This window comes from Zobellia galactanivorans (assembly GCF_000973105.1).
Taxonomy (GTDB): domain Bacteria; phylum Bacteroidota; class Bacteroidia; order Flavobacteriales; family Flavobacteriaceae; genus Zobellia; species Zobellia galactanivorans.
Genome location: NC_015844.1, coordinates 766,173 through 784,158 on the forward strand (window position 1 = coordinate 766,173; position 17,986 = coordinate 784,158).

4 protein-coding genes are annotated in these 17,986 nt (G+C 46.9%); all 4 read right to left on the reverse strand.

The genetic code is table 11. The annotated features are described in order from the left end of the window. Nucleotides 1-55: 55 nt before the first annotated feature. Nucleotides 56-6,391, reverse strand: a complete 6,336-nt coding sequence (locus tag ZOBGAL_RS23780; RefSeq protein WP_013992014.1) for a T9SS type B sorting domain-containing protein — start codon at nt 6,389-6,391, stop codon at nt 56-58. A gap of 61 nt (nt 6,392-6,452) precedes the next feature. Then, the gene (locus ZOBGAL_RS02940) at nt 6,453-7,361 is read right to left on the reverse strand and encodes a PorP/SprF family type IX secretion system membrane protein (RefSeq protein WP_231854789.1); all 909 of its coding nucleotides are present in this window, start codon (nt 7,359-7,361) and stop codon (nt 6,453-6,455) included. Between the two features lie 50 nt (nt 7,362-7,411). After that, nucleotides 7,412-9,400 carry a T9SS type B sorting domain-containing protein gene (locus tag ZOBGAL_RS02945; RefSeq protein WP_013992016.1) on the reverse strand — a complete coding sequence of 663 codons (1,989 nt, stop codon included), beginning with the start codon at nt 9,398-9,400 and terminating at the stop codon, nt 7,412-7,414. Nucleotides 9,401-9,460: 60 nt separating this feature from the next. Next, nucleotides 9,461-17,548, reverse strand: coding sequence for a beta strand repeat-containing protein (locus tag ZOBGAL_RS02950; RefSeq protein ID WP_013992017.1), 8,088 nt, complete (start codon nt 17,546-17,548; stop codon nt 9,461-9,463). Nucleotides 17,549-17,986: the final 438 nt, after the last annotated feature.

Here is a 17,986-nt window from a genome sequence, read left to right on the forward strand (position 1 = left end):
AAACCCTGAACCGAAGTCCAAGGGCCTTTATTTAATTCCATTTGCAAAAATCGTATCAGTTCAGGTAAATATAGCCTGAAATCGTCTTATGCTCTCCAGTGGTATCTTCATAATTTAAAATATAAAAATAGGTCCCACTTGGCAATTTTTCTTCCTTCCCAGACGTAAGCCTAGCCGTAGAATATCCTTCAAAATAATTGTTCCTTGTTCCATACGATTCAGTGGAGAATATTAAGATACCCCATCGGTTATAAATTTGGATGTTGTTGTTCGGCCGTACATCGAGCCCCGTAATGGTCAATGTGTCGTGTGCGCCATCGCCATTGGGCGTTACTACGTTATAGACCACTACCTCAATATAGGGTTCCTCCAGGTAATCGGGAACGCCGTTATTATTTTGATCGTCGTTGGCATAGTTTCCATCTCCATTGGTATCTTCATCCTGGGTGGGAATTCCATCATTATCATCGTCCGTATCCCGATAATCCAACTCATCGTCGCCATCGGCATTCGGTAGACGGTCAAATGGACGATCCATTTCATCGTTCACATCATCGTCTATAGTTTCCGAACCTTCATAACCATCGTCAAGTCCGTCGTCATCCTTATCGGAACCGATAAACGAAACATCGGCCATGCCGTCATGGTCCCTATCGTGTGCTTCTATGGCATCTGGCACATGATCATTATCACTGTCCAGGTCCAAATAATCAGGTTGGTCAGTGCCATCGGTGTTTACAGGGTACAGCCCTAGTTCAGTACCGTTTTCGTAGGCATCGTCCAAGCCATTGTTATTGGCATCGACAAGACTAGGCGCTATGTAGCCCGCCGTGGTCTGGGCCTCCACATTATCGGGTATACCATCGTTATCACTGTCTATATCCAGGTAGTCGGGAAACGAATCGCCATCCGAATCGGTAGGATTGGTCGATGGATTGTTGTCACCATCGGCGTTCAAATCTTCCACACTGTCTAAAATACCATCGTTATCACTATCAAAATCCGTAAAATCATCATCTAAAATGGTACCTATGGCCGTATCGGAAAAATCGGCGACATTTCCTGCATCGACACTTAAAATCGAAATTGTAAAGGTTTCGTCGTCTTCAAGAATTTCATCTTGGGTCGTAGGAACGTTCACTTCCCCCGTAAGACTACCAGCCGGTATGGTTATCTGAACGGTATTGTTCGTATAATCGGCCGTATCGGCAGTTCCATCCGTAAAAGCAAGGGTCAGGGTTATATCCTGCGCAAGGCAGCCCACGCTTGATAGGGTGACCGGAAAGACAATGGAACCACCTTCAACTTCACTGGCATCATCTATGCTTATGCTAGGCGTGGTCTCAACGTTCAAAACAGCCTCATCGGAATTTAAAACACTACAAACCCGCAAGGAATTTGAGACTACCACGCGATAACGATTTCCGCTCTCACCTATAGTGGTGTTAGCGATTTCAAGCGTATGGGTATCCGTACCGGAATAGAGGCCTCCATCGGTCAAATCGGTCCAATGGCTACCATCGAACATTTGCCATTGGTACTGGTCTACGTCTGTGGCCACTACCGAGAAGGAAGCCGTTTCCCCCAAACATACACTGCTTTCCGATGGTTGGGTGCTTATTACCGGACTTAATGTAGCTTCCCTGTATTCGGGAATACCATTTCCATTACGATCTTGAGGCGCCGTATAGCCATCGCTAGCCGAGGTAACCAATCCGTTGGCATCGACCGTTAAGGTCGAACTTCCCAAAAGGTCATCGGCATCGCCATCGGTAAAACCAGCTTCCTCCACATCAAAACAGCCATCATTGTCGGCATCCAATTCTTGTGCATCGATACTACCGTCGGTATCGGAATCTAAAACAGTATAATTCACGGTCCTGTTATCGGGGTCGTCTTGAACACTGTCGGGAATACCATCTGCCCCAACCGTACCGGTCAACACCCCATTAGAGTGTAGGGCCCCGTGATCTGCCTCATCGGCATCATAAATTCCGTCATTGTCGCTATCCAAATCAAAGGCATCGGGGATACCATCGTTATCGGTATCGATACAATCCGTAGGTGTGCTGTACTTAAGGCTCACTAGATCCAATGCCGCCCCGGAAGATTCGTTCGTTGCAAAAGGTTGCGCGGAAAAACGTACCGTAATTTCATCGGTCGACGCTACGAAAGTGCGTTCTTCATAAAACCATTTTTTAGGCCCGACCTGGCCACCTACTTCCCCGGTAGCGATAGTGGTCAAGGTTTCATCTAAAATAGGCACACCGTTCGCATCGATAATATCAAAATCCAAGGTTACCGTCTGGCCGCTTAAGTGTGCGATATCTTCGCCCCAGTAGAAAGAAAAGGTATAACTTTCCCCTTGTACCAGGGTGACCTCTTGTGTAATTTCGTTCGAAACCCCACCGGTAACATTGTTGTTTCCTACTAAATCTAAATATTGCGAGCCGTCAATGGCCGGAGCAAACGTACCTGCCCCGAAGGATCCTCCGTTGACCCAACCATCCAAGTTTTGGGTATAGGTCCATCCGGTCAGGCTATTGGTATTGTACGTGGTTCCTATAAAGGTTCCATTGGCCCCTGTAAACCCGTCGGGAAAAGCAGTGGCATCGGTAAAATTGTCCTGTTCAAAAGAGCCGTTGATAATAAAATTACCACAGCCTTCATCGGTATCAAGTATGCCATCGTTATCATCATCCAAGTCTTCGGCATCCACTACACCATCGTTATCGTTATCGGGCCTATCGTCCGTAGTGTCCCTAAAGTCCACATCACCGCCCGAACCTGCGTCGCTGTCCCCGTCCGGCAATACCAGAGGCCCCGTTAGCGGGTTGTCTATGGTTCCTCCGGGATCCGTATATCCCGAGGTATCGGCATCGAGGGCATCGTCAAGACCGTCATTATCGACATCCAAGCCATTGCGTACGATGCGGGCTTCGGTAGTATCGTCTCCACCTTCATTATCGGAGTCAAGATCTAGATAATCGGGATTGTCGGCACCATCGGTATTCGTAGGAACAAGTCCGGACGGGTAGGCCATATCTACACCATTGGCATCTACGGTTCCGTTTGGAGCTAGGTAGGCCGCGGTGGTCTGCGCTTCCACATTATCGGGAATACCATCGCCATCACTATCTAAATCCAAATAGTTGGGAATAGAATCCGTATCATCGGGACTTTCGGCAAGGGTATACGTAACCGTAGCCCCTTGTGTATCGTCGGATTGAATACCGTTGAACAGCCCGTTATTGCCAAAATCAACGGCGGTTCCATCAATTCGACCATCGGTATCGGCATCAACTTGACCATGGCCCGCTTCAACCCCGTCAAAGATTCCGTCGTTATCGGAATCGAGGTCAAATATATTCGGGATACCATCACCGTCGGTGTCACAGTTCTCGACTTTTACGCCGTAATCAACACTCGCTAAATTGTCTCCGTATATGCCATCGTTATAATAAAAATATAAAGGTCCGCTCGTAGTCGCTATTGGAATACTACCCGGAACCAGGGGGTCAACGGGCCCCAATAGCTCATCAACGCCATCCTCATATGTACCGTTAGCGTTCACATCAACAATACCATAAAAAACATAAAATCCGCTATTTACCAAACCTCCCGTTGCCGCGGAATTGGCAGGATGATAGGTAAAGTCGGAATTGTAGACCGCCGTTACCCCATTGAGGGTCGCCCCTCCGCTAGTTGTATTGGTCAAATAGATATTGATCGTTTGACCCGCAAAAGGCCCATCGACAGCTTCCCCGGTGAGAATGCCTGCCGCCGATACATTTTGAATATCCAAAATATACTTGACGCCAGCTTCCAGCACGGCATTGGAATTTTGCAAGGTATTTACATTGGAACGTACATTTTGTCCTGTTACGATATGGGCACAAACATTTTCATCGGTATCCAAAATACCGTCGTTGTCGTCATCAAGGTCTACCTCATCTGCAATACCATCCCCATCGTTATCGGGTCTATCATCGGTAGCATCCCTAAAATCAACATCACCGCCTGAATGCACATCGTGGTCTTCATCGGGAAGTTGAACCGAGCCGATCGTAGGGTCGTCTATAGTGCCTCCCGGATCTGTGTAGCCCGTAAGGTCGGTATCGATAGCATCATCGAGACCATCGTTATCGATATCGTTCCCGGTCAAAACAATTTGTACCTCGGCCGTATCGTTTCCGCCTTCATTATCGGAATCGAGGTCTAAATAATCTGGATTATCCGTGGTATCGGTATTTACGGGTGAAACACCCCCTAAGTAAGCCGAGTTTACACCGTTATTGGCACGATATGTCGCCTCATCATCAGGGTTCGGAGCCTGATATGCCTGAGTGGACTGTGCCTCTACATTATCGGGAATGCCATCGCCGTCGCTATCTAAATCTTTGTGATCGGAAATACCGTCATTGTCAAAATCGGCAAGACAAAAGGTCGGCTGTATAAATCGTGTCGATGTGTTCGAGCTATGGACAAAGTTCAATACAATACGACTCACCGGTCTTTCAAAATAAAAGTAAATGGCCCCGTTAACATCGTCTGCCGGATCGTTGCCATCCGAATCAAAACTACCGGCCACAAAGGTATTTCCTGTTTGAGTAATACCCGAGCCGACCAACACGAGGCCCTCCACATCTAGGTCGTACATTACATTATTCTCATCGTAAACCTCAATGGTGTATTGGGTGCCATTATCGAAATCGGTCATCTTAAAAAAGACATTTTCGATAGGCGTGCCATAAGTTGAGGTCAAACTTCCCGTGTCTCCCGCTTGCCCTTCTATTCGGATACCATGACCGTTCAAGCCCGTATCATAGGTATATATGTTCGTACTTGCAACTTTGCTAACCGTATAGCTTACATCGGTTCCCACGAGAGCGTAGGTAGTATCGGTAATAGGATTCCCCATACCGACCGTGCCGGACAGGTTTGTGTTTTCACAACCTTCCGTTGTGTCTAAAATACCATCGTTATCATCGTCTAGATCAACTACGTCGCCTACGCCATCGCCATCGGTATCGGGACCGTTCAAGGCGTCTAGGCACAGGGTAAAGGTATCGGTCGTAGTAATATACCTGTTATCGACCGTGAGATAATAGATTTCCCCCGGTGTAAGGCCCCAGTGCCGGATCCTCAAATCATCTTCCGGATCCGAATAGGTGGTACACGCCAATTCGGTAACGGCATCATTTTCCCAAAGCGCCATATAGGCATGGCGAAGGGTTCCCTTACTATCTCCCCTATCCATTCTTATATCGATCTTGCCTGAAGGAGGGGCTACAAAACTGAACCATTTGTTGTGGTTGACCAAGTCTGTCCAGCACGAAGCCGTGTTTTGATCAAAGGTAGCACCCAATGTTGTGTAGGCCGCATCGGGAGAACAGGTACCTATTAGGCCCGTTATATCGGTCGCCCCTTGGTAGTAATCGTTCGTTGCCTGATCGCTCAGGCAGAGGGAAAACGTATCGAGGGCGTGAATGTATCGGTTATCGACCGACACATAATAGGTGTTGCCAGGGGTGAGTCCCGTAGCCAGAAGGGAAATATCATCGTAATGACGGCCCGTCCTATGGGTATTACAGGCCAATTCGGTAACACCATCACTGTCCCACAAGGCCAAATAAGCGGTCTGCAGGGTTCCTTTTTCATCGCCCCTATCCAGTTTTACCTCAATATTTCCGGTTGCCGGGGCGGTAACCTCGAACCAAACATTTCTGTGGGGACCCGTATACCAGCACGAACCTGCATTTCGATCAGCGGATGCCCCGAGAGTGGAAAAGACCGCATCCCCGGAACACCCGTTCATAAAGGAATCGATATTTATGGCCCCTTCCAAGTAATCGTTGGTCGGGGTATCGCTAAGACATAACTTAAAGGTCTCGGCACCGGATGGTGTGCCGTAATGGCGGTCTACGGAAAAAAGGTAGGTATCGCCGGGAGTAAGTCCGTTGGCCAAAATCGAAATATCGTCGCTAACGGTGTCAAATGAACTACAAGCAATCTGGGTCGTACCCGTAGCGTCCCAGAGGGCCATCATGGCATAACGCATATCACCCGTCATGTCACCTGTTATGGTTCCCCTGTCCAAGTTGATCTGTATGGTACCCGTGGCGCTCGCCACAAAACTGAACCATACATTGGCATTAGGTCCCGAGGGCCAGCAAGAACCCGCACTGCCATCGGGCGTAGCATTTAATGTCGTATAGGCCGCATCGGCCGAGCAACTATTTAAGGAAAGGTGAATGGCATTGGCCCTATTATCGTTTGAAGGCTGAGCCCATAAGGACTGCCCCATAAACAAGAACAGTAGCACTAGAAAACTATGACACCTAAGGTACTCACCAAAAAAGTGGGAATTTCTTTTTTTTCGAACACGCATTTACTAAACGTTTAAGTTATATATACGGGATATTATAAATCGATGTGTTTTTTGTAAAACCCTAAAAGAAGCGGGGAGATTTTAAATTCCCCTTAGTGCTTATAAAGTCATATCGCAAGATGGCCTCAAAAGAACCCGAATTATAGATTGCCGCACCCAACTCGGTAACTTCTCGATCATAGGCCAGGCCAATCAAGAATTTTTTCGAAATATTAAAGCCGACCATACCACTAAACGCGGCATCCCAACGATAGGCGGCCCCTAGAATAAACTTTTCGCTAAACATAAAGTTGGCCGAAACGTCTACCTGTAAGGGAGCACCTGTTACCAACTTGGTCAATAAAGCCGGTTTAAACTTGACATTATCGTTTAGATCCCACACGTAACCAGTAATCAAATAAAAGTTCATCTGTTCTTTTGCGGTAGAGGGGTCAGGCCCATCCTTAAAGTGGAGCGTCTGTAAAATTCGCGGTACGGAAAGTCCCGCATAAAACCTTTCATTGTGGTAATAGACCCCTGCCCCTATATTGGGCGAAAACTTATTTTCGATATCGTTCTGGAGACTTGCATCACTTGTATACTGGTTGAGTTCTGAAAAGCGAACATCCAATAAATGGCCACTCCCCTTAAGGCCGAAGCTTAACCTTCCTTCGGTAGAAGTATATACCGTATATGAAAAATCTATGTCAAAATAGGTCTCTGAAGTGGGACCGATCTTATCGTTTACTATGGACAGGCCCAGCCCCACGCCCCTATACCCGATAGGCGAATGTAGATTAAACGTTTGGGTGGTTGGCGCCCCATCTAGCCCGACCCATTGCGAACGATGCAAAAGAGCCGTACTTACATGGCCACGGGAACCTGCATAGGCGGGGTTCACGCTTACCGTATTGTACATATATTGGGTGTATTGGGAATCTTGTTGTGCAATGGCATTTTGAATACTTGCCACTAATAGCAGGGCTAGCATTACACCAAATTGACGAGCGGTTGTTATGAGATTTGGGATCATCGTTACTACTATCGGTTAATGTATATATATCCTGAAAGGGATTGCTGCTCCCCTTTAGCATCCTTGTAATCTAAAATATAGAAATAGGTACCTACCGGCAGTTTTCTATCGGTATCAACGGTCACCCTTCCTTGGGAGGTACCGTCAAACACGTTGCCCTCGGTATTATAAGCCTGTGTGGTATAGACCAAAACACCCCATCTGTTATAGATCCGTATGGAATTATCGGGATATTTTTCCAGGCCTGTAATCGTAAGAAAATCATGTGCCCCATCATTATTGGGCGTTACCACGTTAAACACTTCAATAGGGTCTTCCTCAACATTAGGCTCTAAGTACTCAGGTATTCCGTTGCCATCGGTATCGTCATTGGCGTAATTTCCATCAATATTAATGTCTTCATCCTTACTTTGAATACCATCATCATCATCATCGGTATCCCTATAATCGACCTCCCCATCACCATCTGTATTCAGTAGATCATTGTACGGATCGTCGATTTCGTCATTGACATCGATATCAATAATGGTTTCTCCCTCATAGCCATCATCAAGGCCATCACGGTCTTTATCAGAACCGATAAAGGTTACATCGGGAATACCATTTCTATCGTGGTCATGAGCCTCAATACTATCAGGTACATTATCATTATCACTATCGGCATCAACGTAATCGGGAATACCGTCGTTGTCGGTATCTTCCGGGATAATGCCCAATAATCCATTTGTTTCATAGGCATCGTCAACCCCATTTCCGTTGAAATCCTCTCCGCTTGGCGCCACATAGTCAAGCGTAGTCTGGGCCTCAACATTGTCGGGGACTCCGTCATTATCACTATCGATATCCAAATAATCGGGAATACCATCGTTGTCGGTATCGGTGGGGTCCGTTGCCGGATCGTTATCGGCATCTAGATTCAAGTCCTCAAAACTATCAAGTATACCATCGTTATCGGTATCAAGGTCGATAGCGTTGGTAACCAAAATGCTTACCGTAGCGGTATCACAATTACCGACCGTATCGCAAAGGGTATAGGTAAACGAATCGCTACCGTTAAAATTTGTGTTTGGCGTATAGTTCCATATATCATCCGATAGGTCATTGGGGGTTCCGCCATCATTGCGGGTCAAAGTTCCATTGGAAGGGTCGGTTGAGGTTAGGCTTCCTGCGGAAGGAAGGTCATTGTCATTGCCGAGAATATCCAATGCTATAGGGGCATCTTGTGTCGTTGCAAAGCTATCATCAATAGCATCTAAAATAGGAAGCACATCGACCGTTACCGTAGCCGTACTACAATCGCCATAGATATTACAGACCGAATAATTAAAAGAATCGGGACCGTTGTAATCGGGGTTAGGAATATACGTTACGATATCATCGGTGGGGTCGTTAGGTGTTCCGTTGTTAGCAACATTAACGGTACCGTTTGTCGGATTGGTAGTCGTAAGCCTCCCTTCGGTCGGCAGCTCACTATCATTTGCAAAAATATCTACAATTACCGAATCGTCTTCGTCTACAATAACCAAATCATCTACCAGAATGGCCGATTCATCGATACAGACTACGGTAAAGCTGGGCAAATTTTTGGTGTTTCCCGCCTTGGTAATGGTGGCAATATACCGTTCGAGTGTTTTGGTAGCAATCACCATCGGGGCATTTTGGTCACCCGGCAAAGGAGGGGTCCAGCTAACCGAAGCTCCAGGAGAAAGGTGGGCCGTATTGTCACTGATATCAAGCGTAACCTCGTTGTAGGGGGAATTACAATTGGTCACAATAAAATAACTCGTCGCGTTCTTACCGCATAAAGTACCGTCATAGGTTGCGAAATAGATTCCCTGATCGGTTACTTCCAAAAACGATTCGGTACTTAGAACCGTGCCTGTATCTTGAGCCTCATACCAACGAAAATTGGTTCGGGTCTCTTCAGCCGAATCCGGCGGAGCCTGTAAGACATACTGAGCATTAGATACCACAAGTCCCAGTAAAGTAAAAACCATACTGAGGACAAGTTTTTTATATGTAGATTTCGCTTTCAAATCGACTGCTTATCTTGTTTATTATTTAACAACAAAAACTACGTTTATCAATGAGTTGTAACTTGCGGGTTGGGCAATAACATCATAGGTCATGACGCCAAATTCATCGACCGAAACATTGGTAAAAACGGCGGTATCGTAATAAGTGACATAGTAATACAATTCGTTATTCGCATATGTTGGAATAGCTGACGGTGCCGAAGTACTAGCTACCATTGGTGAACCGAATTGAGCTATGTACTGATCGTGTAAGTTTATGGTTCTTCCCGTACCGTTTGTAGAAGCATCTACTTCAATGGATGGAGGATAGAAAACCTTTGAGGCCTTTAATGAATTTATTTCAACAATGTCACCATCTGCCTCAACACCTAATAGTGATGTGGCATTACCGGTTACAGCATTAGATCCATAATCAGAAAAACGTACGGTTCCACCTTCTACATCTAACTTAGCATCCGGTGAATTTGTTCCGATACCTACTTCATTACTCAGACCATCAGTAAATAATAAATGGGTGTCTGACGTACCTTCTACCCTGAAATCATAATCTCCACCACCTTCATTGATCGTTACCCTGTTATCTACCCTTAAATAAGAATTTGTAAGGATTCCGTTCGTAAATCCACTGTTATGATTTATACGCAACCAAGTATCGGAATCTCTTAAGACCTCCTTACCGTTCATAAACAGATAATCGTTAAGCTCAATGTTCCCCTCGACGTCTAAAGCCCTATTATTGGTTATAGATGTTTTTCCAATAGCAACATTACCCTCGGTGAAAATATCATCGGTAATGGCATCTGGAGCAGATGTACCCCCGACTTCATACCAATCGTGATCGGAAAAGCTAGACAATGGCACATCTAAGTTACCACCACCATCGGTTAACCTTAGGTTGGATCCTACAACCCCAAAAGCCGTATTGTATTCGTTGGTTGGATCGGCATCGGCATCCTCAATGCTTATGGTCGTATTGGTACCGTCGTTTATCTGTATTTCAACAGATTCATTGGGTACAACTACCGCACTGCTCAAGTTTTGATCATCCCTAAAATCGGTAAGATCAACCGTAGTATCCGCACTGGTGCCATTCGCCAAGGTGATGATGTTTCCCGATAGGCTGATCTGTTGGTTATCGGTGTTTGCCAGGCTCGATAAGTTTACCGTCTCAGAACTACCATCTTCTATTCCAATGGTCAGGGTAGTTCCCGATAGCCCGGAACCTTTTATACTTTGATTATCGGCCAGGGCGGCCAGACTCACGGTATCAGAACTACCGCCTTCGATACCTACCGTTAACGTTGTTCCCGAAAAGGTCAAGTTTTGAATATTTTGGTTGTCCGTTCCCGGATTGTCCAAATGTGATAAGTCTACGGTTTGCGCTGTACCATTTTCAATACCAACAGTAAGTATATTCGAGCTTGTATTAATTGCAAGGTCTTCAATATTCTGATTATCGGTGTTGTCTAAATAAGGACTTAAATCTACTTGGTTCGCAGGAGTAGCCGGGTTTGTCAACGTCAGAATATCACTTGCCAAGCTTAAATCGGTAAGTTCGTTGGTCGCGCTGTTATCGTTATTGGCCGGAAAGTTGACCTCCAAATCATAGTCCCCATCGGTCTCGCTCAAGGTCACAGAGCCATCCGTAGAGGTCAAGGTCTGGATTTCGTTGTTCGGGTCCGCATCGGCATCATCCGTATCGACCGTTACCGAACCGCCATCTACCAAGGAAATCGTTTTTCCCGTAGCGTCAATCGACAGGTCCTGTGTATCCGTATTCGTGTATGAGGACAAGTCGATATCCGTGGCACCCGTATTATTCGTGACCTTTAGGATGTTTCCCGTAAGGCTTAGATCTTGTATCTCGTTATTTGGGTCGGCATCGGCATCATCCGTATCGACCGTTACCGAACCGCCATCTACCAAGGAAATCGTTTTTCCCGTAGCGTCAATCGACAGGTCCTGCGTATCCGTATTCGTGTATGGGGACAAATCGATATCCGTGGCACTTGTATTATTCGTGACCTTTAGGATATTCCCCGTAAGGCTCAAATCTTGGATCTCATTATTTGGATCAGCATCGGCATCGTCCGTATCCAAGGCATCCACATAGGCCTTAGTGGCCGCGTCCTGTGGAGCGATTGGGTCGGCCAAGTTCGTGATGGCCTGGTTGCCAGCACTTGGGTCCTCCCCTATTACATCCTCTAGATCTTGGATCTCGTTGTTCGGGTCCGCATCGGCATCGTCCGTATCGACCGTTACCGAACCGCCATCTACCAAGGAAATCGTTTTTCCCGTAGCGTCAATCGACAGGTCCTGTGTATCCGTATTCGTGTATGGGGACAAATCGATATCAGTGGCACCCGTATTATTCGTGACCTTTAAGATATTCCCCGTAAGGCTCAGATCTTGTATCTCATTATTTGGATCAGCATCGGCATCATCCGTATCGACCGTTACCGAACCGCCATCTACCAAGGAAATCGTTTTTCCCGTAGCGTCAATCGACAGGTCCTGTGTATCCGTATTCGTGTATGCGGACAAGTCGATATCCGTGGCACCCGTATTATTCGTGACCTTTAGGATGTTTCCCGTAAGGCTTAGATCTTGGATCTCGTTGTTCGGGTCGGCATCGGCATCGTCCGTATCGACCGTTACCGAACCGCCATCTACCAAGGAAATCGTTTTTCCCGTAGCGTCGATCGACAGGTCCTGTGTATCCGTATTCGTGTATGGGGACAAATCGATATCCGTGGCACCTGCATTATTCGTGACCTTTAGGATATTCCCCGTAAGGCTCAAATCTTGGATCTCATTATTTGGATCAGCATCGGCATCATCCGTATCGACCGTTACCGAACCGCCATCTACCAAGGAAATCGTTTTTCCCGTAGCGTCAATCGACAGGTCCTGCGTATCCGTATTCGTATATGCGGACAAATCGATATCAGTGGCACCCGTATTATTCGTGACCTTTAAGATATTCCCCGTAAGGCTCAGATCTTGTATCTCATTATTTGGATCAGCATCGGCATCATCCGTATCGACCGTTACCGAACCGCCATCTACCAAGGAAATCGTTTTTCCCGTAGCGTCAATCGACAGGTCCTGTGTATCCGTATTCGTGTATGCGGACAAGTCGATATCCGTGGCACCCGTATTATTCGTGACCTTTAGGATGTTTCCCGTAAGGCTCAAATCTTGTATCTCGTTATTTGGGTCGGCATCGGCATCATCCGTATCGACCGTTACCGAACCGCCATCTACCAAGGAAATCGTTTTTCCCGTAGCGTCAATCGACAGGTCCTGCGTATCCGTATTCGTGTATGGGGACAAATCGATATCCGTGGCACTTGTATTATTCGTGACCTTTAGGATATTCCCCGTAAGGCTCAGATCTTGGATCTCATTGTTCGGGTCGGCATCGGCATCGTCCGTATCCAAGGCATCGACATAAGCCTTAGTGGCCGCGTCCTGTGGAGCGGTTGGGTCGGCCAAGTTCGTGATGGCCTGGTTGCCAGCACTTGGGTCCTCCCCTATTACATCCTCTAGATCTTGGATCTCGTTGTTCGGGTCCGCATCGGCATCATCCGTATCGACCGTTACCGAACCGCCATCTACCAAGGAAATCGTTTTTCCCGTAGCGTCGATCGACAGGTCCTGCGTATCCGTATTCGTGTATGGGGACAAATCGATATCCGTGGCACTTGTATTATTCGTGACCTTTAGGATATTCCCCGTAAGGCTCAAATCTTGTATCTCGTTATTTGGGTCGGCATCGGCATCGTCCGTATCGACCGTTACCGAACCGCCATCTACCAAGGAAATCGTTTTTCCCGTAGCGTCAATCGACAGGTCCTGCGTATCCGTATTCGTGTATGGGGACAAATCAATATCAGTGGCACCCGTATTATTCGTGACCTTTAGGATATTTCCCGTAAGGCTCAAATCTTGTATCTCATTATTTGGATCAGCATCGGCATCGTCAGTATCCAAGGCATCCACATAGGCCTTAGTGGCCGCGTCCTGTGGAGCGGTTGGGTCGGCCAAGTTCGTGATGGCCTGGTTGCCAGCACTTGGGTCCTCCCCTATTACATCCTCTAGATCTTGGATCTCGTTGTTCGGGTCCGCATCGGCATCATCCGTATCGACCGTTACCGAACCGCCATCTACCAAGGAAATCGTTTTTCCCGTAGCGTCAATCGACAGGTCCTGTGTATCCGTATTCGTGTATGCGGACAAGTCGATATCCGTGGCACCCGTATTATTCGTGACCTTTAGGATGTTCCCCGTAAGGCTTAGATCTTGTATCTCATTATTTGGATCAGCATCGGCATCGTCCGTATCGACCGTTACCGAACCGCCATCTACCAAGGAAATCGTTTTTCCCGTAGCGTCAATCGACAGGTCCTGTGTATCCGTATTCGTGTATGAGGACAAATCGATATCCGTGGCACTTGTATTATTCGTGACCTTTAGGATGTTTCCCGTAAGGCTCAGATCTTGGATCTCGTTGTTAGGGTCGCCGTCCAAATCGAGTGTCGCGTTTCCACCTACGGCATTCCATGTACTTCCATCATAAACATATAATTGTCCCGCTACCTCATCGACATAGGTAACACCGCTATTGCTCGGCGTAACCGATGGGGCCCCGCTGCCTAATAATGTCAGCTCATTGGTAGGGTCCGCATCCGCATCGTCCAAGGAAGGCACATCCACGATCAGGTCGGGATATGTTCCGCTCACCACAACATTTCCGCTACCTCCATCAGTGATGGTCACGGTTTGATCGGGTGCGGCATTCACTACTTCAAAATTTTGTCCGCTTTGGTTTACCGTTATACCGGTTCCCGAGGAAACCGTTTGGTTCTCATTGTTCGGGTCCGCATCGGCATCCTGAATGTTTATGGTCGTAGAACCACCACGCTCCAAATTGATGGACACGGTTTCATTGGCCGTGGCCACAGCGCTACCGATCTGTTGGTCATCGCTACTATTGGCCGCCAAATCCTCCAAAGCTTCCTGTACGTTGGTTTCGTTTACACTATCCCCGTCCACGTCAAATGGAGTTCCCAAAGCTACTTCAGCAGCATCCTGGATCTCGTTCGTGGCATCGGCATCCGCATCATCGACATTTAGATTGATCGCATTCCCTTCGGAAATACTTACGTTACCCGGATTGCCATCAGTACTTAAGGTCTGGTCATCGCTACTGTTAGCGGCCAAATCCTCCAAAGCTTCCTGTACGTTCGTTTCGTTCACACTATCCCCGTCCACGTCAAAAGGAGTTCCCAAAGCTACTTCAGCAGCGTCTTGGATTTCGTTCGTGGCATCGGCATCCGCATCCTGAATGTTTATGGTCGTAGAACCACCACGCTCCAAATTGATGGACACGGTTTCATTGGCCGTGGCCACAGCGCTACCGATCTGTTGGTCATCGCTACTATTGGCCGCCAAATCCTCTAAAGCTTCCTGTACGTTGGTTTCGTTTACACTATCCCCGTCCACGTCAAAAGGAGTTCCCAAAGCTACTTCAGCAGCATCCTGGATCTCGTTATTTGGGTCCGAATCGGCATCGTCCGTATCGACCGTTACCGAACCGCCATCTACCAAGGAAATCGTTTTTCCCGTAGCGTCGATCGACAGGTCCTGCGTATCCGTATTCGTGTATGCGGACAAATCAATATCCGTGGCACTTGTATTATTCGTGACCTTTAGGATGTTTCCCGTAAGGCTTAGATCTTGTATCTCGTTGTTAGGGTCGGCATCGGCATCGTCCGTATCCAAGGCATCCACATAGGCCTTAGTGGCCGCGTCCTGTGGAGCGGTTGGGTCGGCCAAGTTCGTGATGGCCTGGTTGCCAGCACTTGGGTCCTCCCCTATTACATCCTCTAGATCTTGGATCTCGTTGTTCGGGTCCGAATCGGCATCGTCAGTATCCAAGGCATCCACATAGGCCTTAGTGGCCGCGTCCTGTGGAGCGGTTGGGTCGGCCAAGTTCGTGATGGCCTGGTTGCCAGCACTTGGGTCCTCCCCTATTACATCCTCTAGATCTTGGATCTCGTTGTTCGGGTCCGAATCGGCATCGTCAGTATCCAAGGCATCCACATAGGCCTTAGTGGCCGCGTCCTGTGGAGCGGTTGGGTCGGCCAAGTTCGTGATGGCCTGGTTGCCAGCACTTGGGTCCTCCCCTATTACATCCTCTAGATCTTGGATCTCGTTATTGGGGTCTCCATCTAAATCAGGACTCGCATTTCCACCTACGGCATTCCATGTACTTCCATCATAAACATATAATTGTCCCGCTACCTCATCGACATAGGTAACCCCACTATTGCTCGGGGTTACGGACGGAGCTCCATTGCCCAACAAAGTAAGTTCGTTAGTAGCATCCTCATCAGGATCTGTTGAATTTACCGTATAATTTCCATCGCCATCATCCGACACTGAAATCGCACCTGTTCCGGCGATTACGGTTTCTACAAGCGATGATAAATCGACACTTGTTGAACTCCCTCTTTCAATCTCAATCTGTAATTGATTTGTTCCACTTAAAGTGGCTCCGGTCAAATTCTGGTTATCACTACTATTCGCAGCTAAATCGGCAATAGCCTCTTCTACCGTATTTTCGTCTACACTATCTCCATCAACGTCCAAAGGTGTTGTTAAGTTCACCTCGGTCGCTTCTTGATCATCGGTACCATCAAAACTTGTTGTAGTTCCGTTTTCGGATGAATACACATAATTTACGTTATCAGCAGTAGATAAAGTAGTAATCGTTTCGTCGATTTGCGTGGTAGTACCATCGGCCTCGGTTACCGTGGCAATCAGATTACCGGCGATAACATCGGTTATGGCGATGCCGTTCGTGTTGATATCCACATCCGTTCCGTCACCATTGGTAAACCTATAAAGTCCCCCTCCTAAGTCCGTGATATCCGATTTGGCGACTGTTACATCGGTTCCGGTCTCATCGACCAAAGTAATATTGCCGTCGTTACGGTCCTCGATACGTACAATGCTCTCTTGGATAGAGACGGTAGTACCATCTTCCTTTTCGTAAATACCTATTTCGTTTCCTGTAGTCGATGTACCCGTGATATCCGTTATCGTCTCGTCGATCTCGGTGACACTTCCATCGGCCTCGGTCACAGTAGCTATCAGATTACCGGCGATAATATCGGTTATGGCGATGCCGTTCGTGTTGATATCGATATCCGTTCCGTCGCCATTGGTAAACCGATAAAGTCCACCTCCTAAGTCCGTGATATCCGATTTGGCGACTGTTACATCGGTTCCGGTCTCATCGACCAAAGTAATATTGCCGTCGTTACGGTCCTCGATACGTACAATGCTCTCTTGGATAGAGACGGTAGTACCATCTTCCTTTTCGTAAATACCTATTTCGTTTCCTGTAGTCGATGTACCCGTGATATCCGTTATCGTCTCGTCGATCTCGGTGACACTTCCATCGGCCTCGGTCACAGTAGCTATCAGATTACCGGCGATAATATCGGTTATGGCGATGCCGTTCGTGTTGATATCCACATCCGTTCCGTCGCCATTGGTAAACCTATAAAGTCCACCTCCTAAGTCCGTGATATCCGATTTGGCGACTGTTACCGTTGCTCCAGATTCGTTTGTAAAAGTTACATTGCCATCACCAGCATCGCTTATAGCCGTTATGGTTTCGTTAATGGTTACTATATCGCCATTCTCATTCTCGTAAACACCTATGGCATTCCCTGTGGGCGCCGTTCCCGATAAGGTCGTAATAGTCTCAACAGGCAAAGTCACCGTTGCCGTACCTCCGTTTTCAAGGGTTAGCGAAAGTACCCCTGTTCCATTATCAAAAGTAAAACTCTGAAGCTGTTGGTCATCGGATGATGTCAATTCCCAAGAATCGCCATCCCAAAAATAAATGGTGCCGGTATCGGTATTCACATAAATATCTCCGAGATCGGCTCCTGCAGGAGTAGCCACTCCCGGTGCAGTAACATCGACACCGCTTAACACTTCACAGTTACATTGGTCTTCTAAATTGACCGTAGTCTGTGCAAATGTTAATCCGGAGATTAAAAAAACGAGGATTATACTTATTTTTTTCATGACCATCACTTTGCTTAATATCGTATCGTCCAATACTTTTTGTGATTACTATGCGAGCTGACAACAGACATAGTGAACTGTTTCTTTTTCAAAAAAAATAAAAGCTGAACACCTTTCTGGACATTACACATTTTACGTGCATTTTGATATAGTGAAGAGGATGTAGAGACATCCTAAATGCCACTCGGTTTTTGAATTAAAACCTGTTGTCTTGTTTGGTTAAGCTATTCAGTTTTTGGGGTGAATCGAAGCAATCCCATTGAAAATGATCCAATTACGTTTACAAAATTAACCTTAGTGTTACCAACTGAAAATAATTGTTGTATAAGTGTTAATTACTAATGTATACGTAGGGAAAAATGAGGTGTCGATATATATATTTTCTGTGCCACTCGTCGATAAGTTCAATTATATCGCTGTATTGCAGAGGTCGATAAA

What these genes read in the sequence shown, in the direction of transcription:
- ZOBGAL_RS23780 (WP_013992014.1), bottom strand. Translation starts at nt 6,391, where the DNA reads ATGCGTGTTCGAAAAAAAAGAAATTCCCACTTTTTTGGTGAGTACCTT.
- ZOBGAL_RS02940 (WP_231854789.1), bottom strand. Translation starts at nt 7,361, where the DNA reads ATGCTAGCCCTGCTATTAGTGGCAAGTATTCAAAATGCCATTGCACAA.
- ZOBGAL_RS02945 (WP_013992016.1), bottom strand. Translation starts at nt 9,400, where the DNA reads ATGGTTTTTACTTTACTGGGACTTGTGGTATCTAATGCTCAGTATGTC.
- ZOBGAL_RS02950 (WP_013992017.1), bottom strand. Translation starts at nt 17,548, where the DNA reads ATGAAAAAAATAAGTATAATCCTCGTTTTTTTAATCTCCGGATTAACA.